This is a genomic window from Kangiella shandongensis, from assembly GCF_020005365.1.
GTDB classification, from domain to species: Bacteria; Pseudomonadota; Gammaproteobacteria; order Enterobacterales; family Kangiellaceae; genus Kangiella; species Kangiella shandongensis.
In genome coordinates this window covers 229,689-244,539 of the sequence record NZ_JACNML010000003.1, presented here as the reverse complement: position 1 = coordinate 244,539, position 14,851 = coordinate 229,689, and the positions used below count along the sequence as shown (strand labels likewise).

At 41.2% G+C, this 14,851-nt stretch carries 13 protein-coding genes and 1 tRNA gene; 12 read left to right on the top strand and 2 right to left on the bottom strand.

Features of this window, described 5'->3' with window-relative positions; genetic code table 11:
* Positions 1-46: 46 nt before the first annotated feature.
* A tRNA-Asn gene (locus tag H7708_RS04560) sits at positions 47-122 on the bottom strand.
* An 85-nt stretch (positions 123-207) separates the two neighbouring features.
* Positions 208-1,389, bottom strand: coding sequence for a pyridoxal phosphate-dependent aminotransferase (locus H7708_RS04555; RefSeq protein WP_223669288.1), 1,182 nt, complete (start codon positions 1,387-1,389; stop codon positions 208-210).
* A 122-nt stretch (positions 1,390-1,511) separates the two neighbouring features.
* On the opposite strand from H7708_RS04555, the gene uvrB reads away from it, so the two are divergent.
* The 12 genes from uvrB to wecC all read left to right on the top strand — a co-directional run bounded on the left by uvrB (position 1,512) and on the right by wecC (position 14,818).
* Positions 1,512-3,497, top strand: a complete 1,986-nt coding sequence (gene uvrB, locus H7708_RS04550; RefSeq protein ID WP_223669287.1) for an excinuclease ABC subunit UvrB — start codon at positions 1,512-1,514, stop codon at positions 3,495-3,497.
* Positions 3,498-3,666: 169 nt separating this feature from the next.
* Positions 3,667-4,293 (top strand): MlaC/ttg2D family ABC transporter substrate-binding protein, encoded by a 627-nt coding sequence (locus tag H7708_RS04545; protein WP_223669286.1) that lies wholly within the window; start codon positions 3,667-3,669, stop codon positions 4,291-4,293.
* Positions 4,294-4,298: 5 nt separating this feature from the next.
* The gene (gene rfaH, locus H7708_RS04540) at positions 4,299-4,796 is read left to right on the top strand and encodes a transcription/translation regulatory transformer protein RfaH (protein ID WP_223669285.1); all 498 of its coding nucleotides are present in this window, start codon (positions 4,299-4,301) and stop codon (positions 4,794-4,796) included.
* Positions 4,797-4,985: 189 nt separating this feature from the next.
* Entirely contained in the window at positions 4,986-5,768 is a 783-nt protein-coding gene (gene cysQ / locus H7708_RS04535) for a 3'(2'),5'-bisphosphate nucleotidase CysQ (protein WP_223669284.1), read from the top strand.
* Positions 5,768-7,225, top strand: a complete 1,458-nt coding sequence (locus H7708_RS04530) for a capsule assembly Wzi family protein (protein WP_223669283.1) — start codon at positions 5,768-5,770, stop codon at positions 7,223-7,225. The genes cysQ and H7708_RS04530 overlap by 1 nt, the downstream gene beginning before the upstream one ends.
* Before the next feature lie 90 nt (positions 7,226-7,315).
* A complete protein-coding gene (locus H7708_RS04525; protein WP_223669282.1) occupies positions 7,316-7,696 on the top strand; it encodes a hypothetical protein in 381 nt (126 codons plus the stop codon).
* 13 nt (positions 7,697-7,709) lie between these two features.
* Positions 7,710-9,497: a polysaccharide biosynthesis/export family protein gene (locus H7708_RS04520; RefSeq protein WP_223669394.1), complete on the top strand. Its 1,788-nt coding sequence runs from the start codon at positions 7,710-7,712 to the stop codon at positions 9,495-9,497.
* A 2-nt stretch (positions 9,498-9,499) separates the two neighbouring features.
* Positions 9,500-10,285 (top strand): ABC transporter permease, encoded by a 786-nt coding sequence (locus tag H7708_RS04515; protein ID WP_223669281.1) that lies wholly within the window; start codon positions 9,500-9,502, stop codon positions 10,283-10,285.
* Positions 10,282-10,932 (top strand): ABC transporter ATP-binding protein, encoded by a 651-nt coding sequence (locus H7708_RS04510; protein ID WP_223669280.1) that lies wholly within the window; start codon positions 10,282-10,284, stop codon positions 10,930-10,932. The genes H7708_RS04515 and H7708_RS04510 overlap by 4 nt, the downstream gene beginning before the upstream one ends.
* Positions 10,932-12,377, top strand: coding sequence for a lipopolysaccharide biosynthesis protein (locus H7708_RS04505; RefSeq protein ID WP_223669279.1), 1,446 nt, complete (start codon positions 10,932-10,934; stop codon positions 12,375-12,377). The genes H7708_RS04510 and H7708_RS04505 overlap by 1 nt, the downstream gene beginning before the upstream one ends.
* A gap of 32 nt (positions 12,378-12,409) precedes the next feature.
* On the top strand, positions 12,410-13,534 hold the full coding sequence (gene wecB, locus H7708_RS04500) for a non-hydrolyzing UDP-N-acetylglucosamine 2-epimerase (protein WP_223669278.1): 1,125 nt from the start codon (positions 12,410-12,412) through the stop codon (positions 13,532-13,534).
* An 18-nt stretch (positions 13,535-13,552) separates the two neighbouring features.
* Positions 13,553-14,818 (top strand): UDP-N-acetyl-D-mannosamine dehydrogenase, encoded by a 1,266-nt coding sequence (gene wecC / locus H7708_RS04495; RefSeq protein WP_223669277.1) that lies wholly within the window; start codon positions 13,553-13,555, stop codon positions 14,816-14,818.
* The last annotated feature ends 33 nt before the right edge of the window (positions 14,819-14,851 follow it).

The window sequence follows — 14,851 nt, the reverse complement described above, 5'->3', positions numbered from 1 at the left end:
TTAAAAAACAAAAAAGGCCTCGCATCGCTGCAAGGCCTTTAAAATATGGCTCCCCCTGCTGGATTCGAACCAGCGACATATGGATTAACAGTCCACCGTTCTACCGACTGAACTAAGGGGGATTTATGTGTTCAGCGTTGTGTGCTGAACGGGGCGAGATAATAGACATATTTCGCCCATCGGTCAACACCTAATTTAAAAAAAAGTTTAATTTGCTATTTTTTTAAGTCTTTCAATAGCTTTCTCAAGTGTTTCCATACTAGCTGCGTAGGATAGACGCATATGTCCAGGCGAACCAAACGCGGAACCTGGAACCAGTGCCAGATCGACTTTTTCAATAAGCAGTTCTGCCAGGTCTAAATCTGAGTCGCAATTATGTTTATCAATCAGTCCCTGCACGTTAGGGAAGGCGTAGAAGGTGCCGTCACTGGGTAAACAGGTGATACCATCGATAGCATTTAGTTCGCCTACCAGATAGTCATGACGTTTTTTGAATGCTTCGAGCATAGGCTTTATGCAACTTTGATCGCCATTAAGTGCTTCTGTTGCCGCTGCCTGGCTTGGCGTTGCGGGGTTTGAAGTACTTTGCGACTGGATCTTTTTCATGGCCGCAATTAAGTCGGCAGGGCCGCCTGCGTAACCGATACGCCAGCCTGTCATGGCATAAGCCTTGGATACACCATTCAGGACAATAGTACGATCATAGAGCTCGGGGCAGGCAGTGAGAATATTGGTGAAGGGTTCGTCAGACCATAGAATATGCTCGTACATATCGTCAGTAGCGACAACAATATCCGGGTAGTCTTTTAAAACTTCTCCTAAAGCTTTCAGTTCTGCTTTGGAATAGGCGACTCCGGTTGGGTTGCTTGGACTATTGATCACGAACAAGCGTGTTTTATCTGTGATTGCATTTCTAAGTTGCTCAGGCGTGATCTTGAGATGCTGCTCAATACTGGTTTCAATAATGACTGGCTTCGCTTCTGCTAGTAAGGCCATGTCTGGATATGATACCCAGTAGGGGGCAGGGATAATAACCTCGTCGCCGGGATTTAGCAGAGCCTGGCAAAGGTTGTAAAAACTTTGCTTGCCACCGGATGAAACCAAAATTTGGTTTGGGGCATAATCTAAGTTATTGTCACGTTTAAACTTGCTGATAACAGCCTGTTTTAATTCTGGGGTCCCATCAACGGCGGTATACTTGGTCGCACCATCATTAATTGCATTGATGGCGGCTTGTTTAATATGTTCTGGCGTATCAAAATCTGGCTCGCCGGTACCCAGGCCGACGATGTCACGCCCTTGAGCTTTCAATTCTTTTGCTTTGGCTGCTACAGCTAACGTTGGTGATGGTTTGATTAGCTGTACTCGTTTAGATAGTTCGATAGTCACCGTAACCCCTCGATTTTTTTACTCAATGTGAGACAATAAGTGCCAATCATACTCTAAGTTATTACGCCACCCAAGCAGTTCTGGTGGGCGATAGCAGCTAATTAACCAAAAGTCATAAGCCCATGAGCGAAGTCTTCGATCTTCAGTCACAATTTGCCCCTGCCGGCGATCAGCCGAAAGCTATAGAAGAGCTATTGGAAGGTCTGGATGATGGCCTTTCTCATCAAACTTTATTAGGAGTTACTGGCTCGGGTAAAACCTATACTATGGCCAACGTTATTGCTCGCAGCGGACGTCCGGCGATTGTCATGGCGCCAAACAAGACCTTGGCAGCGCAGCTGTATGGGGAGATGAAAGAGTTTTTTCCTAACAATGCGGTAGAGTACTTCGTATCTTATTATGACTATTATCAGCCTGAAGCTTATGTTCCAGCATCGGACACCTTTATAGAGAAGGACGCTTCAATCAATGAGCATATTGAGCAGATGCGGTTATCGGCTACCAGGGCTTTGCTGGAGCGCCGGGATTCAGTGATCGTGGCGTCAGTATCGGCCATTTACGGACTGGGTGATCCTAAAGCGTTCCATAGCATGGTGATGCATCTTAAGGTTGGTGATGCGATAGATCAGCGCTATATCTTGCGTCGTCTGGCTGAGCTCCAGTACACACGTAATGATATGGAGTTACAGCGTGCCACTTATCGTGTACGAGGGGATCTGATTGATATTTATCCCGCTGAGTCCGACAAAAATGCGATTCGTGTTGAGCTGTTCGACGATGAAGTTGAAACCATCCAGACCTTTGACCCGTTAACTGGTGAGGTTATTAAGAATCTTACCCGTGTAACAGTGTTCCCCAAAAGCCATTATGTGACATCTCGCCAAACCATTTTAGATGCCATTGAGCAGATTAAAGTCGAGCTGAAAGAGCGGCTGGGCCAGCTGTATGACATGAATAAGCTGGTTGAAGCACAGCGCTTAGAACAGCGAGTTAAGTTTGATATCGAAATGATGCAGGAGCTGGGGTACTGCTCGGGTATTGAAAATTACTCGCGCTACCTGTCTGGCGCTCAGCCAGGTGAGCCACCGCCATGTTTGTTGGACTACTTGCCTCCGGATGCCTTGATGATCATCGACGAGTCGCACGTTACAGTGTCTCAAATAGGCGCCATGTATAAAGGTGATCGTTCGCGAAAGGAGACATTGGTTGAGTTCGGCTTCAGATTGCCTTCAGCGCTGGATAACCGGCCGCTGAAGTTCGACGAGTTCGAGAAAATCACACCACAGACGATTTTCATTTCTGCTACACCAGGGGCTTATGAGGAAGAGCATGCTGGTCAGGTCGTCGAGCAGGTTGTCCGTCCGACGGGACTGATCGATCCCGAAGTTGAAGTTCGTCCGGTGGGCACTCAGGTGGATGATCTCTTATCCGAGATCCATAAGCGGGTCGAGGTCAGTGAGCGCGTATTGGTGACGACTTTGACTAAGAAAATGGCTGAAGACCTGACCGATTATCTGTCAGAGCATGGTGTTAGAGTTCGCTACTTGCATTCAGATGTGGATACTGTCGAACGAATGGAAATCATTCGAGACTTACGATTAGGTGAGTTTGATGTTTTGGTCGGTATCAACTTATTGCGAGAAGGGCTGGACATGCCAGAGGTCTCTTTAGTTGCCATTTTAGATGCTGATAAAGAAGGTTTTTTACGTTCCGAGCGCTCCTTAATTCAGACAGTTGGCCGTGCCGCGCGCAACTTGAATGGTAAAGCTATTCTTTATGCCGATAGAATTACCGGCTCTATGAAGCGCGCCATTGATGAAACTGAGCGTCGTCGGGGGATTCAGCAAGCATTTAACAAAGAGCACGGTATTACACCGCAGGGCATTAAAAAGAAAATCACCGATGTCATGGATACAGGAGCCAAGGGCGGTAAGAGACAGGTTGCAGATAAGAAAGGGAAGTATCATGTACGCAGTCTGGCGGAGAGTGTGGAAGAGATAGAAAGCCTGGAAAAAGAAATGCTGGATCTGGCAAAGAACCTTGAATTCGAAAAAGCAGCCCAGGTCAGGGATAAAATTGAAAAAATTCGCGAAGAAAGTATTGCCTAGCTCACATAATTTATAAATGCAGGGAATTATTTAGGCTGATAAACCGTCATATGGTAAAATCTTTGACTTATTTGGGTTTGCGCCGAATAAGTTTAATTAAGTTTGAGTTAAGTTGAGCTGTTATATGGTGTCACTTTCATCATTATAGTTGCGAGGGAAAAGAATAATAATGAGTCGACTTATTTTTATCTTACTGACAACCGTTGCCTTTAGTTGGAGTAAAGCCAGTATTGCAAACTCCGAGGTAACCACCTATTTTGGAGAAAAGCTTAACATAATCAATAGCTTCTTAGCAAAAAGTCATGATAAAGCAGTAAAGCAACCCGAGCTACTGGTTGAGTTTGTAGACAAAGAGCTTCTGACTATCTGGTCGGCTAAAAATACATTGAGAGCAATGTTAGGTCCTAAGCGTTGGGCCGGTATCGCACCACAGGAGCGCATAGATCTAATCAATACCTATAAAAATACGATTCGCCGTTACCTGTATGAGGTTTTACAACAGTACAGAGGGCAGAAGGCCCTGGTAAACGACCTACGATTGAATTCAAAAGGCAATAAGGGATGGCTTTCTGTTTTGTTAGAATCACCAAACTTTCCTGATCTGAACATTGATTTGAAAATCTATAAGGACAGTAGCGTTTGGACAGTTTATGATTTCAGTTTTCAGGGAATAAGCTTTGTTAAAATGAAGCGACGTTTTTTTCGAGATACTTTTGATCAGCAGGGTGCTGACGGCATCATTAAAGCCTTAAAGCACAAAAATAATGAGTTTAATCAAATGCTTGCAGCACAGTAATAACTATGAGTAAAGCGTGGTACTTGGTGCACTGTAAGCCTCGTCAAGAAGCTCGGGCACAAGAAAATCTGGAAAATCAATCAATTAATGGCTTTTTACCGGTCATTTCCATCGAGAAAGTGGTTCGCGGTAAAAGGCAGTCTGTCACTGAGCCTCTGTTCCCGGGCTATCTTTTCGTTGAGCTGGCTACCGACGGAACCCACTGGTCAAAAATACGTTCGACCAGAGGTATTAGGGATTTTGTGCGCTTTGGCGGCATTCCTGGCAAGGTTTCAGCCGATCTTGTTCATGAATTACAGGCTGTTGATAAAGAGTTTGTCACAAATGTGGATGAACAAACGCCTAAAACAGGAGATAAGGTCAGAATAACGGCGGGACCATTCAGGGATCTGGAAGGTGTTTTCCAAATCCCTGACGGTGAAAAGCGCTCCATCGTGTTGCTTAATCTGATGGGGAAGCTGACCAAGCTCGAAGTAATGAACTCAGATATCGAAAAAGCGTGATTAATATTTTTCTAAATATTACATATCACGGGTTTCGGCTGATTTGAGAAATCTATATAATGGCGCTTGCTCAGGTTCGCGCTTGATATAGAAATACAATAAAAACAGTAAGATAGGCACTTTGGGAGCCGTAACCCACGGGCGGTAGCGTACCCAAAGCAGGAAGAATAATCACTGATGGGATAAAATATGAGCAAAGAGCTACTAACAGAAAGCTTGATAAAAACAGTTAACCATATAGCAATCCAGGCAGGCCATGAAATAATGGCCGTTTACCAAAAAGACTTCGAAGTCTATGAGAAGTCTGATGACTCTCCTCTTACAGAAGCAGATCTAGCTTCCCATCAGTATATTGTCAAAGAATTAACTGAGTTAACTCCTGATACCCCAATCTTGTCCGAAGAATCAGCCGATATTGACTGGTCCGAAAGACAGCAATGGGAAACCTATTGGCTGATTGATCCCCTTGATGGTACAAAAGAATTCATTAAGAAGAACGGCGAGTTTACTGTTAATATCGCGCTGATCAGTAATGGTAAACCTACTTTTGGTGTTGTTTATGCGCCCGTATTGGATACTCTATATTACGGAGTGGAAGGCGCTGGAGCGAAGAAACAGGTTGGAGATGAAGTTACTTCAATCGCTGTCAGTCAGACCCCTTCTAGCCCCTTAAGAGTGGTCGGAAGTCGTTCTCACCAGTCAGAACAGATGCTCGATTACCTAAAACAGTTTGATGATTATGAACTGGTCCCTATGGGAAGTTCATTAAAAATATGTCTTGTTGCCGAAGGGAAGGCAGATATATATCCTAGACTGGGGCCAACCTCAGAGTGGGATACAGCTGCGGCTCATGCGGTGCTTAGTGCTGCAGGGGGCCGTTGCTTCTTGTATGATACCGACCAAGAGCTAAGCTATAACACAAAAGAATCGCTGCTGAATCCATACTTTATTGCGCAAGGACCAACGCCTTGATGACCCGAACACTTTATATTCTCGTAGTCTGTTTGTTCTTTAACGTCTCAGTTAATGCAAAGCCGTGGGTGTCAACTGACAATATTCAATTAAGGGCAGATATTGAGAAATTGTCTCGAGAAGGAATTATTAAGTCGCCAATCACAACTTGGCCTTTAATGTGGTCCTCTATAATAGAAGATCTGGAAGATGCTGATAGGAGTACTATCAGTCAAGGAATGCTCCCTGTTTATTTGAGAGTTTTTAGGGAGGCTAGGTATGAAACAAATCACAGAGCAAAAAGTTCATTAGGCATAAGAGCTGCCAATCAAGCCGAAATAATAAGAAATTATGGTGATGAGCGACGCGAAGAAGCTGAAGCAACTCTTAGTGTTTCTGCTATGAGTGATAATATTGCCTGGGGTCTGGAGTATTCACAAGTTTTAGACCCTCTGGATGGAGAAGAAGTACGTCTGGACGGATCGTATCTTGCTACTGTTTGGGGTAACTGGGTTATTTCAGTAGGTGCACAAGAGCGTTGGTGGGGGCCTGGTTGGGATTCTTCGCTGATACTTTCGAATAATGCTAGACCGGTACCTTCTATCGTTTTACAGAGAAACCATTCCGATAGCTTCGAAACGCCATGGTTATCTTGGATAGGTCCATGGACAATGACAGCCTTTGCAGGACAGCTAGAGAGCGATAGGTATGTCAAGCATGCTAAGCTATTAGGGTTGAGTATTTCTTTTAGGCCGTTTAATTCTCTTGAGATTGGTTTGAGAAGAACTGCTCAATGGGGTGGAGAAGGAAGGCCTGAAACCGCTTCTAGCTTTTTTGATATGCTTATTGGACTTGATAACTGTGATGAAGGCGACTTATCTTGTGAAGACTACAGTAACGAGCCAGGTAATCAGTTAGCCGGTATCGACTTCAAATATCATCTGCCATTTGATTCACTAAATTCATCTCTCTATGGCCAGCTTATTGGTGAAGACGAGGCAGGTTATGCTCCGTCAAGAAAAGTATATCAGCTAGGCATGGATACTGACCTATATTTTGATGACTTTTCAACAACTCTGTTCTTGGAATATGCGGATACAGAGAATGAGTTTAGACCTGACCTAACTTACAATAATCACATTTATCAGACTGGTTATCGTACGGAAGGGGTTAATGTTGCTTCTACTTACGACAATGACACTCAAAGCTTGACACTTGGTAGTATTACCCATTTCCGTAATGGACATTCGCTCAATATTTCATTGTCTAAGGTTGATATGAATAGCGATGGTGGGGACGGAGATCACTCTATATCTACCGAAGCCGTGGATTTTACAAGAGTTAAGATTAAGTATAGGGTCCCTAGTAAGTATGGCCAATTTGATTTTGAGCTGAAAGGTAATAGTGAACTTATAGACACCTTTGGCTACCAAAAAGATCGCTACACAGTTGGTATTTCATGGACGATGGCCCTTTAATTAATCTTGATGAAGTAAGCAGGCTCTATCATCAGGTGGGTAACACCACTTTCTAATGATGTAGAGTCAAACATAATTAAAAGAGATGGTATGCTACTAAATAAGAAAGTTATATACATATTGACCTTTTGCCCGTTGATATTCCTTCAATCCTGTGTATCTGCACCTCCCGAAGTTTATGCTTCGGTTCCTCTTATTAATGGTGAAAGCCATCCTTCTGGGGAGTACTTACCTGAGGGCATGCAAGCATCCTTAGAAAGTAAAAAAGCAGGAGAGCATTTTACTTATGATAATAAGCAAATGAAGCTGGGTAGGGACTATATGTCTGCACTAGGGCTTAACTGTAAAGAAGTACAGGTTGTCAGCAAAGTTACCGTTAGTTACGAAACATCAATTTGTAAGTCTGAGAAAGGTTGGTTTTTAATACCTAGCCTTATGGATAAACGTACCTCTGAATTTATGGAGGGGTGATACAGTGTTAGATATGAAATTCTCTCTCAAATTATTACTTAGTGTAGCCATCTTTTTAATAGTATCCATTGATGTTAGTAAGGCAGCGTCTGAAGAAGAAATTTTATCCAGTTCCTCATTTGATTTTGACACCTCACAGCTACTCAACCAGCAGCCAAATAAGTCTGTGACTTCACCCAGTAATAAATTAGAGTCAGGCCAGTATGTGAATAAGGCTCGCAAAGGACGCTTATTGCCAGGAGAGCAAAGGGTCGAGTATTTATTACCTTCTTCAGAACGAAACCTGCCTCCACCTTACGGCGCAAACTTATTTGCAGGTGGTTACGAAAGTGAAAGAATTGATGGTGTAAACGATGATTATTTAATTGCCCCTGGGGATAAAGTATCCATTTGGATGTGGGGGGCGATAAACTTTGCTGAGGTCGTTACAGTTGATAATCAGGGCAATGTATTTTTACCGAATATTGGACCTGTTCAACTAGCAAATACTCGGGCTAGCCAAGTCAACAAGGTAGTAACTTCCAGAATAAAACAAATATACAAGTCCAATGTAGAAGTCTATGTCAACTTACTGAGTCCAACGCCTATATCTGTATTTGTTTCTGGCCCAGTAATCAGGCCCGGACAATATGCCGGTATGCCATCAGACAGTCTGCTTTACTATTTAAAAAGAGCCGGTGGGATCGATGCTGATCGAGGAAGCTATAGAACGATTTCTGTGTTAAGACAAGGGAAACCTGTTCAGGTTTTTGACTTATATGATTTTCTAAAAAAAGGTGAAATGCCTGAATTTAACTTTAAGGATAAAGACGTCATTTTTGTTTCTGAGCAGGGTGCCACAGTAACGGTGGGCGAAGGTGCTAGAAATCCATTTAGATTCGAGTTTAAGGATGAAACAGCACAGGGAAGCGAACTAATTACATACGCTAGACCTTTATCAAAAATTAGTCACGTAGGAGTGGCTGGCACACGTGAGGATGGCCCGTTTTCTGTATATTTACCATATAAAAAATTCAGCAACTTCACACTGAAGGATGGAGACAAGTTACTTTTCAATGATGATTGGGATGCACAAATATACGACATTAAAGTCAGTGGAAGTCACTTAGGGCCTTCCCATTACACGGTCGATAAAAGCACAAAGCTTTATGACCTGCTTAATCATGTGGAAGTTGATCCTGAACTGGCAGATTTCGAGAATATCTATATATTGCGGAAAAGCGTTGCTGAAAAGCAAAAGGAAATGATAGACCAGTCTTTAGAAAGACTTGAAAGGAGTGTTTATACAGCACCTGTACAGTCAACTGGCGAAGGGACTATCCGAACTCAGGAAGCAAGACTGGTTTCAGACTTTGTAAAAAGAGCTAAGCAAATTGAGCCATTAGGCAAAGTGATCGTTTCAGAGAATGGCAATGTCGCTAACATCTTGCTTGAGCAGGGCGATGAGATTGTAATACCTCAGAAATCCAATTTAGTACATGTTGGCGGAGAAGTATTAATGTCCCAGTCGGTGGTCTATAACGAGAATGCTTCAATCGAAGATTACATTGCCTGGGCAGGTGGCTACTCCGAGAGAGCGAACCACGAAAGAATCCTTCTAATCCACGCTAATGGATTGGTTAAATATATTGATAATCCAAATTCAGGATGGATTTCCAGCTCAAGCGATAATAACTCAATTAAGCCTGGAGATCAGATCTTAGTCCTTCCAAAAGTCGACGCTAAAATCTTGCAGTCCGTTAAAGATATGACTCAGATCATCTATCAAATTGCTGTAGCAGCAAATGTTGCTTTAGACTAAAGATGGCAAAAGTTCAAACGCGTAACAGGCTAAGAATATGGCAGGATGTCATATTCGCGTTATTTATTCGAGGTTTACAGAGTAAGTTTAATGACAAGTTTGGTATAAGCTGGGCAATAATCCAGCCAGTAAGTTTCATCTTTATTCTTTCTTTTATTAGAGGGGCGATGAATGGTGCTGAAACGCACTCTATGCCAACGTTTGTTTTTATGGTTTATGGAATTGTAAGCCTGACGTTTTTCCTGACCACTCTGAGCGCCTCATCTAAAGCATTACAAAAAGATAAGCCACTTTATGCATTTAGGCAGGTTGTTCCGATTAGCTCCTTCGTTGCATCTTCTTTGTTTGAATATATTGTGAAGATTGTGGTTATATTGGTGCTAGTAATAATTATGTGGTTTATAGATATAGACTTAACATTGCATGATCCTATAACTGTAATAATAAATTTTACTCTTATTTGGATAATAGCAATGAGTCTTGGGATCATATTTTCTATCTCTTCAGCATTTTTTCCTGAAGTGACTAAGTTTCAGCAAATGGCTCAGCGTCCAATGCTGTTTATATCTGCCGTATTTTTCAGTCTCCAAGATATTCCAAAAGAGTTTTGGCCATATTTAGAATGGAATCCATTGTTACACGCAATTGAGCTTTCTAGGCAGGCCGCATATCCTAATTTTGGTGCGGTTGGTGTGAGCCAGCAATATGTTTATTTATGCACTTTGAGCTTACTGTTTCTCGCCTTAGTCGTATATAAAAGATATTGGAAGCAAGCGATTAGCTTATGATTCATTTGAATAATGTAACAAAATACTACCCATCACAACTCGGTAACCAGTACATATTAAGGGATGTTTCTTTTTCATTCCCAGAAGATAGAAATATAGCGATTTTAGGTGCAAATGGGGCGGGTAAGTCTACTTTATTCAGAATGTTAGCAGGGAGTGAGTACCCTAACTCTGGAAGCATATCCTCATCGGCTTCTATTTCTTGGCCAGTGGCTCTCTCAACTGGTATTCATGCTCAAATGACGGGTAGAGAAAATACTCGTTTTATTGGAAGAGTTAACGGGGTGGCGAATTTAGCCAAATATGAAAAAAAAGTTCAAGAGTTTGCTGAGCTAAAACATAAGTATGACTTACCGGTAAAGTCATACTCAAGTGGTATGAGAGCTCGCTTGGCTTTTGCTTGTTGCGTAGCGATAGATTTCGATATTTATCTGATTGACGAAGCCACATCAGTTGGGGACCAAAAATTTAAGCGCAAGGCAAAAAGAGCGCTTATGGATAAAAGTGTCAGTGCTAACATAATAATGGTCAGTCATGACATAAAAGAGATTAGACACTTTTGCGATAGTGCTGTTGTTATAAAAAAAGGTCAGCTAAATTTTTATGATGATCTGGAAGAAGCAATTTCTATTTACAGGAAATTATAATGAATAATGATTTTAGTGAGCAGGTTGAAAATGATTTTCTTGCCATAAAGTCCAAGGTCTCAGAAGAGCAATGGAATAGTTCTGAATATTTACTGAGCTATGCTAAAGATATTGAAGAGTCTTATCCAGAGTTATCAGTCAGAATAATGAAAAGGGTAAAGTATCTAAATAACTGGTATGCGAAGAAGGTTAAAAGTAAGATTCAAAAAGACGAAGAAGCTAATAATTCTGTGCCTGGAAAGACAGAAGCGGGAGCAGCTCATTCCATTGTGCCAAAAAAATCAAAAAATAAAGTAAAAAAAGACGAGAAGAGCAATAATGGAAAAGTAAGTAATAAATTGGGGGGGGTAAACCTTAAGCAAACCTTTAAAAAGCCCTTTTTTATTTTTGTTGTTTTTCCATGGCTTGTTTTCTTTTTCTACCAAATGACTTTCGCAGCACCTAGATATGTTAGCCAATCTAAAATAATTGTCGAAAAGCCAGATAGTGCGGCAACAATGGACACAGGCATGGCGATCCTTTCAGGTCTAGGTGTAGAGTCAACAAGTAAGGATGCTGAACTCGTTAAGGCCTTTATCTACTCTTCAGACCTTCTCGAGTATTTGGACAAAAAATTGGACCTTAAAGATCATTATGAAACAGCTACAAGTGATTACTTCTCAAAACTTGAAGCAGATAGCAGTAAAGAGAGCTTTTATGCCTATTACGAAAAGCACGTAGAAGTAACTATTGATGATAAGTCACAGGTCATCACAGTAATTGTACAGGGATTCACCCCTGATTTTTCCCATAAGCTTAACAATGAAATTGTCAGTCGTGCTGAAACTTATATAAATGAAATTAGTAATAAGCTAGCCACAGAGCAATTAAGGTTTATACAAAAAGAAAACCAGCTTATTGAGGCAAAAATAAAAGAGACAAAGAAGCAATTACTTGAGCTCCAGAACCAATACGGTCTTATTGATCCTGAGGCAGAAGGTATGGCGATGCAAAAGATTACATATTCAATGGAGGCAATGCTTGCACAGAAAAAAGCAGAGTTGAAAGCCGCTAAGAATATCATGAATGACAACGCACCACCGGTAACTAACATTGTCAGGGAAATTCAAGCCATTGAGGAACAGCTAAAGTTGGAACGGAATAGACTTGCTGATAATGATGGCGGAGATTCCGTTAGTGAGGTACTTTCTAAGTTTATTGGATTAAAAGTGGATATGGAGTTGGCCCTCAAGGCTTACGCTTCATCTCAACTATCGCTTGAAAAGTCCAGAGTGGAAGCCTACAGGCAAGTAAAGTATTTGGTTACAGTTGAAAAACCGACTATTGCAGAAGATAGTACCTATCCTGACATTACCTACAACCTAGCGTTATTAGCTGTCATTCTTTTAATGCTATTTAGTATTGGTAGGATTATTCACTCAACAATTATTGAGTTAACAAAATAAATTAACAAAGAGCATTTTTAATAGAATTTAATATGAAGAAAAAAAAAGTTTTGATTGTTTTTGGCACAAGGCCTGAAGCTATAAAGATGGCCCCACTTGTAAAATTGCTTGATTCTGCAAGTGGCTTCGAGTCCAAAGTTTGTGTTACTGCACAGCATCGTGAGATGCTGGACCAGGTTTTAGATTTGTTTGATATCGTTCCTGACTATGATTTGGACCTGATGAAACCGGGGCAGGACCTTACAAGTATAACTTGTGGTATTTTGACTGGGTTAAGGGATATCTTAAGTGATTTCAAACCTAATCACGTCTTAGTACATGGTGATACAGCAACCACTTTATCTGCTTCATTAGCGGCCTACTATCAACAAGTAAGTGTTGGGCATGTAGAAGCCGGCCTTAGAACCGGTAATATCTATTCTCCTTGGCCTGAAGAAGGTAATAGAAAGTTAGCTGGCTCTATAGCTAATTTGCATTTTGCTCCTACTGAGAATTCAAAAAACAACTTAGTTAAAGAGGGAGTGCCAGAAGCCAGTATTCATAAAACGGGTAATACAGTTATTGACGCACTTCTCGAGGTTGTTAAGAAACTTGAGGGAGATGAGCTGCTGAAGTCAAACTTAGCGGAACAGTTTGGTTTCTTAGATGATACACAAAAAATTGTGCTTATTACCGGTCACCGCAGAGAGAGTTTTGGTGATGGTTTTGAAAGAATATGTAGCGCAATTAGTGAGCTGGCCACTAAGTTTCCCAAAACACAGTTCGTATATCCGGTTCATCTAAATCCTAATGTAAAAGAGCCTGTAAATAGACTTCTGAACAATCAAAGTAATGTACATTTAATTGATCCATTGGACTATTTACCCTTTGTCTTTCTGATGAATAAGTCCCATATAATTTTAACCGACTCTGGTGGTATCCAAGAGGAAGCGCCGTCTCTTGGTAAGCCAGTTTTAGTTATGAGAGATACAACTGAGAGACCGGAAGCTGTTGCTGCAGGCACCGTTAAACTTGTTGGTACAAATCCAGAAAAAATAATTTTAGAAGTAAGTACTTTGTTAGAAGATGATAGTGCTTATGAGAAAATGAGCTTTGCACATAATCCATATGGTGATGGCAAGGCATGTGAGAGAATCCTAACTGTACTTTCTAAATAATAATAAAAGGTTTTACTAATGTCATTCGACTCAGTATCTGTTGTTGGGTTAGGCTATATTGGCTTACCGACTGCTGCAATGTTTGCTTCGCGAAAAGTTAGTGTTACAGGCATCGATGTTAGCGAAAAAGTTATTAATACTATTAATGATGGAAAGATCCATATTGTTGAACCGGACTTGGATATAATTGTTCATGCCACCGTTTCAGAGGGATACTTAAAAGCTCAGGACACACCTGAACCATCTGACGCTTTCTTAATCGCGGTACCTACACCATTTAAAGGTGATCACGAGCCAGATCTTTCTTACATAAGGTCTGCATGTGAAACGATAGCTCCAGTACTTAAAAGAGGTGATTTGATTATTTTAGAATCTACTTCTCCAGTAGGGGCTACGGAACAAGTATCACACTGGCTAGCCGAATATAGGACTGATTTATCCTTTCCTCATCAAATAGGAGAAGAAACAGATATATTCGTTGCACATTGTCCAGAGAGGGTGCTACCAGGCCAAGTTGTTAGAGAGTTAGTTGAAAATGATAGAGTTATTGGTGGTTTAACACCTAAGTGTTCAGAAAAAGCCGTAGAACTCTATAAAGTTTTTGTTCAAGGTGACTGTATTGTCACCAATGCTAGAACAGCTGAAATGGCTAAACTAACAGAAAATAGTTTCCGTGATGTGAACATTGCTTTTGCGAACGAGTTATCAATAATATGTGATAAGTTAGATATTGATGTGTGGGAGTTAATCAGTTTAGCTAATAGGCATCCACGGGTTAATATTTTACAGCCAGGACCTGGGGTAGGGGGGCACTGCATTGCTGTAGATCCTTGGTTTATAGTGTCTAAAACTCCTAGTGAAGCAAAGCTTATCAAAATGGCTCGGGATATAAATGACTATAAACCTGACTGGGTAATTGAAAAAGTTAAATCAAAAGTGGCTGACCACCTGTCAAATAATCCAGATATCAGTATAAAAGACATATCTATAGCTTGTTACGGAATTACTTTTAAGCCAGATATCGACGATTTAAGGGAAAGCCCTTCTCTTGATATAGCGAGAGAGTTAACAGACTGGCACAAAGGGGATGTATTAATTGTTGAGCCTAATATTAAGGAGCTCCCCTCCAGCTTTAAAGGCGGGACTCTTGTTAGTCAGGAAGAGGCAGTTAAAACTGCTGATATCCATTTAATCCTCGTAGACCATAAAGAGTTCGACATGTTGGCAAGCAGCCAAATCCCTATATCAAAAATAATTGACACTAAGGGGTTGCTAAACCAGTAAATTAATTATAGCTTCACCTAACCTAGATGGAAG

Bases quoted from the DNA above. Each gene is read 5' to 3' on its own strand.
- H7708_RS04505 (WP_223669279.1), top strand. From the start codon at position 10,932: ATGAATAATGATTTTAGTGAGCAGGTTGAAAATGATTTTCTTGCCATA.
- uvrB (WP_223669287.1), top strand. From the start codon at position 1,512: ATGAGCGAAGTCTTCGATCTTCAGTCACAATTTGCCCCTGCCGGCGAT.
- H7708_RS04530 (WP_223669283.1), top strand. From the start codon at position 5,768: ATGACCCGAACACTTTATATTCTCGTAGTCTGTTTGTTCTTTAACGTC.
- H7708_RS04545 (WP_223669286.1), top strand. From the start codon at position 3,667: ATGAGTCGACTTATTTTTATCTTACTGACAACCGTTGCCTTTAGTTGG.
- cysQ (WP_223669284.1), top strand. From the start codon at position 4,986: ATGAGCAAAGAGCTACTAACAGAAAGCTTGATAAAAACAGTTAACCAT.
- H7708_RS04520 (WP_223669394.1), top strand. From the start codon at position 7,710: ATGAAATTCTCTCTCAAATTATTACTTAGTGTAGCCATCTTTTTAATA.
- wecC (WP_223669277.1), top strand. From the start codon at position 13,553: ATGTCATTCGACTCAGTATCTGTTGTTGGGTTAGGCTATATTGGCTTA.
- H7708_RS04510 (WP_223669280.1), top strand. From the start codon at position 10,282: ATGATTCATTTGAATAATGTAACAAAATACTACCCATCACAACTCGGT.
- rfaH (WP_223669285.1), top strand. From the start codon at position 4,299: ATGAGTAAAGCGTGGTACTTGGTGCACTGTAAGCCTCGTCAAGAAGCT.
- wecB (WP_223669278.1), top strand. From the start codon at position 12,410: ATGAAGAAAAAAAAAGTTTTGATTGTTTTTGGCACAAGGCCTGAAGCT.
- H7708_RS04525 (WP_223669282.1), top strand. From the start codon at position 7,316: ATGCTACTAAATAAGAAAGTTATATACATATTGACCTTTTGCCCGTTG.
- H7708_RS04515 (WP_223669281.1), top strand. From the start codon at position 9,500: ATGGCAAAAGTTCAAACGCGTAACAGGCTAAGAATATGGCAGGATGTC.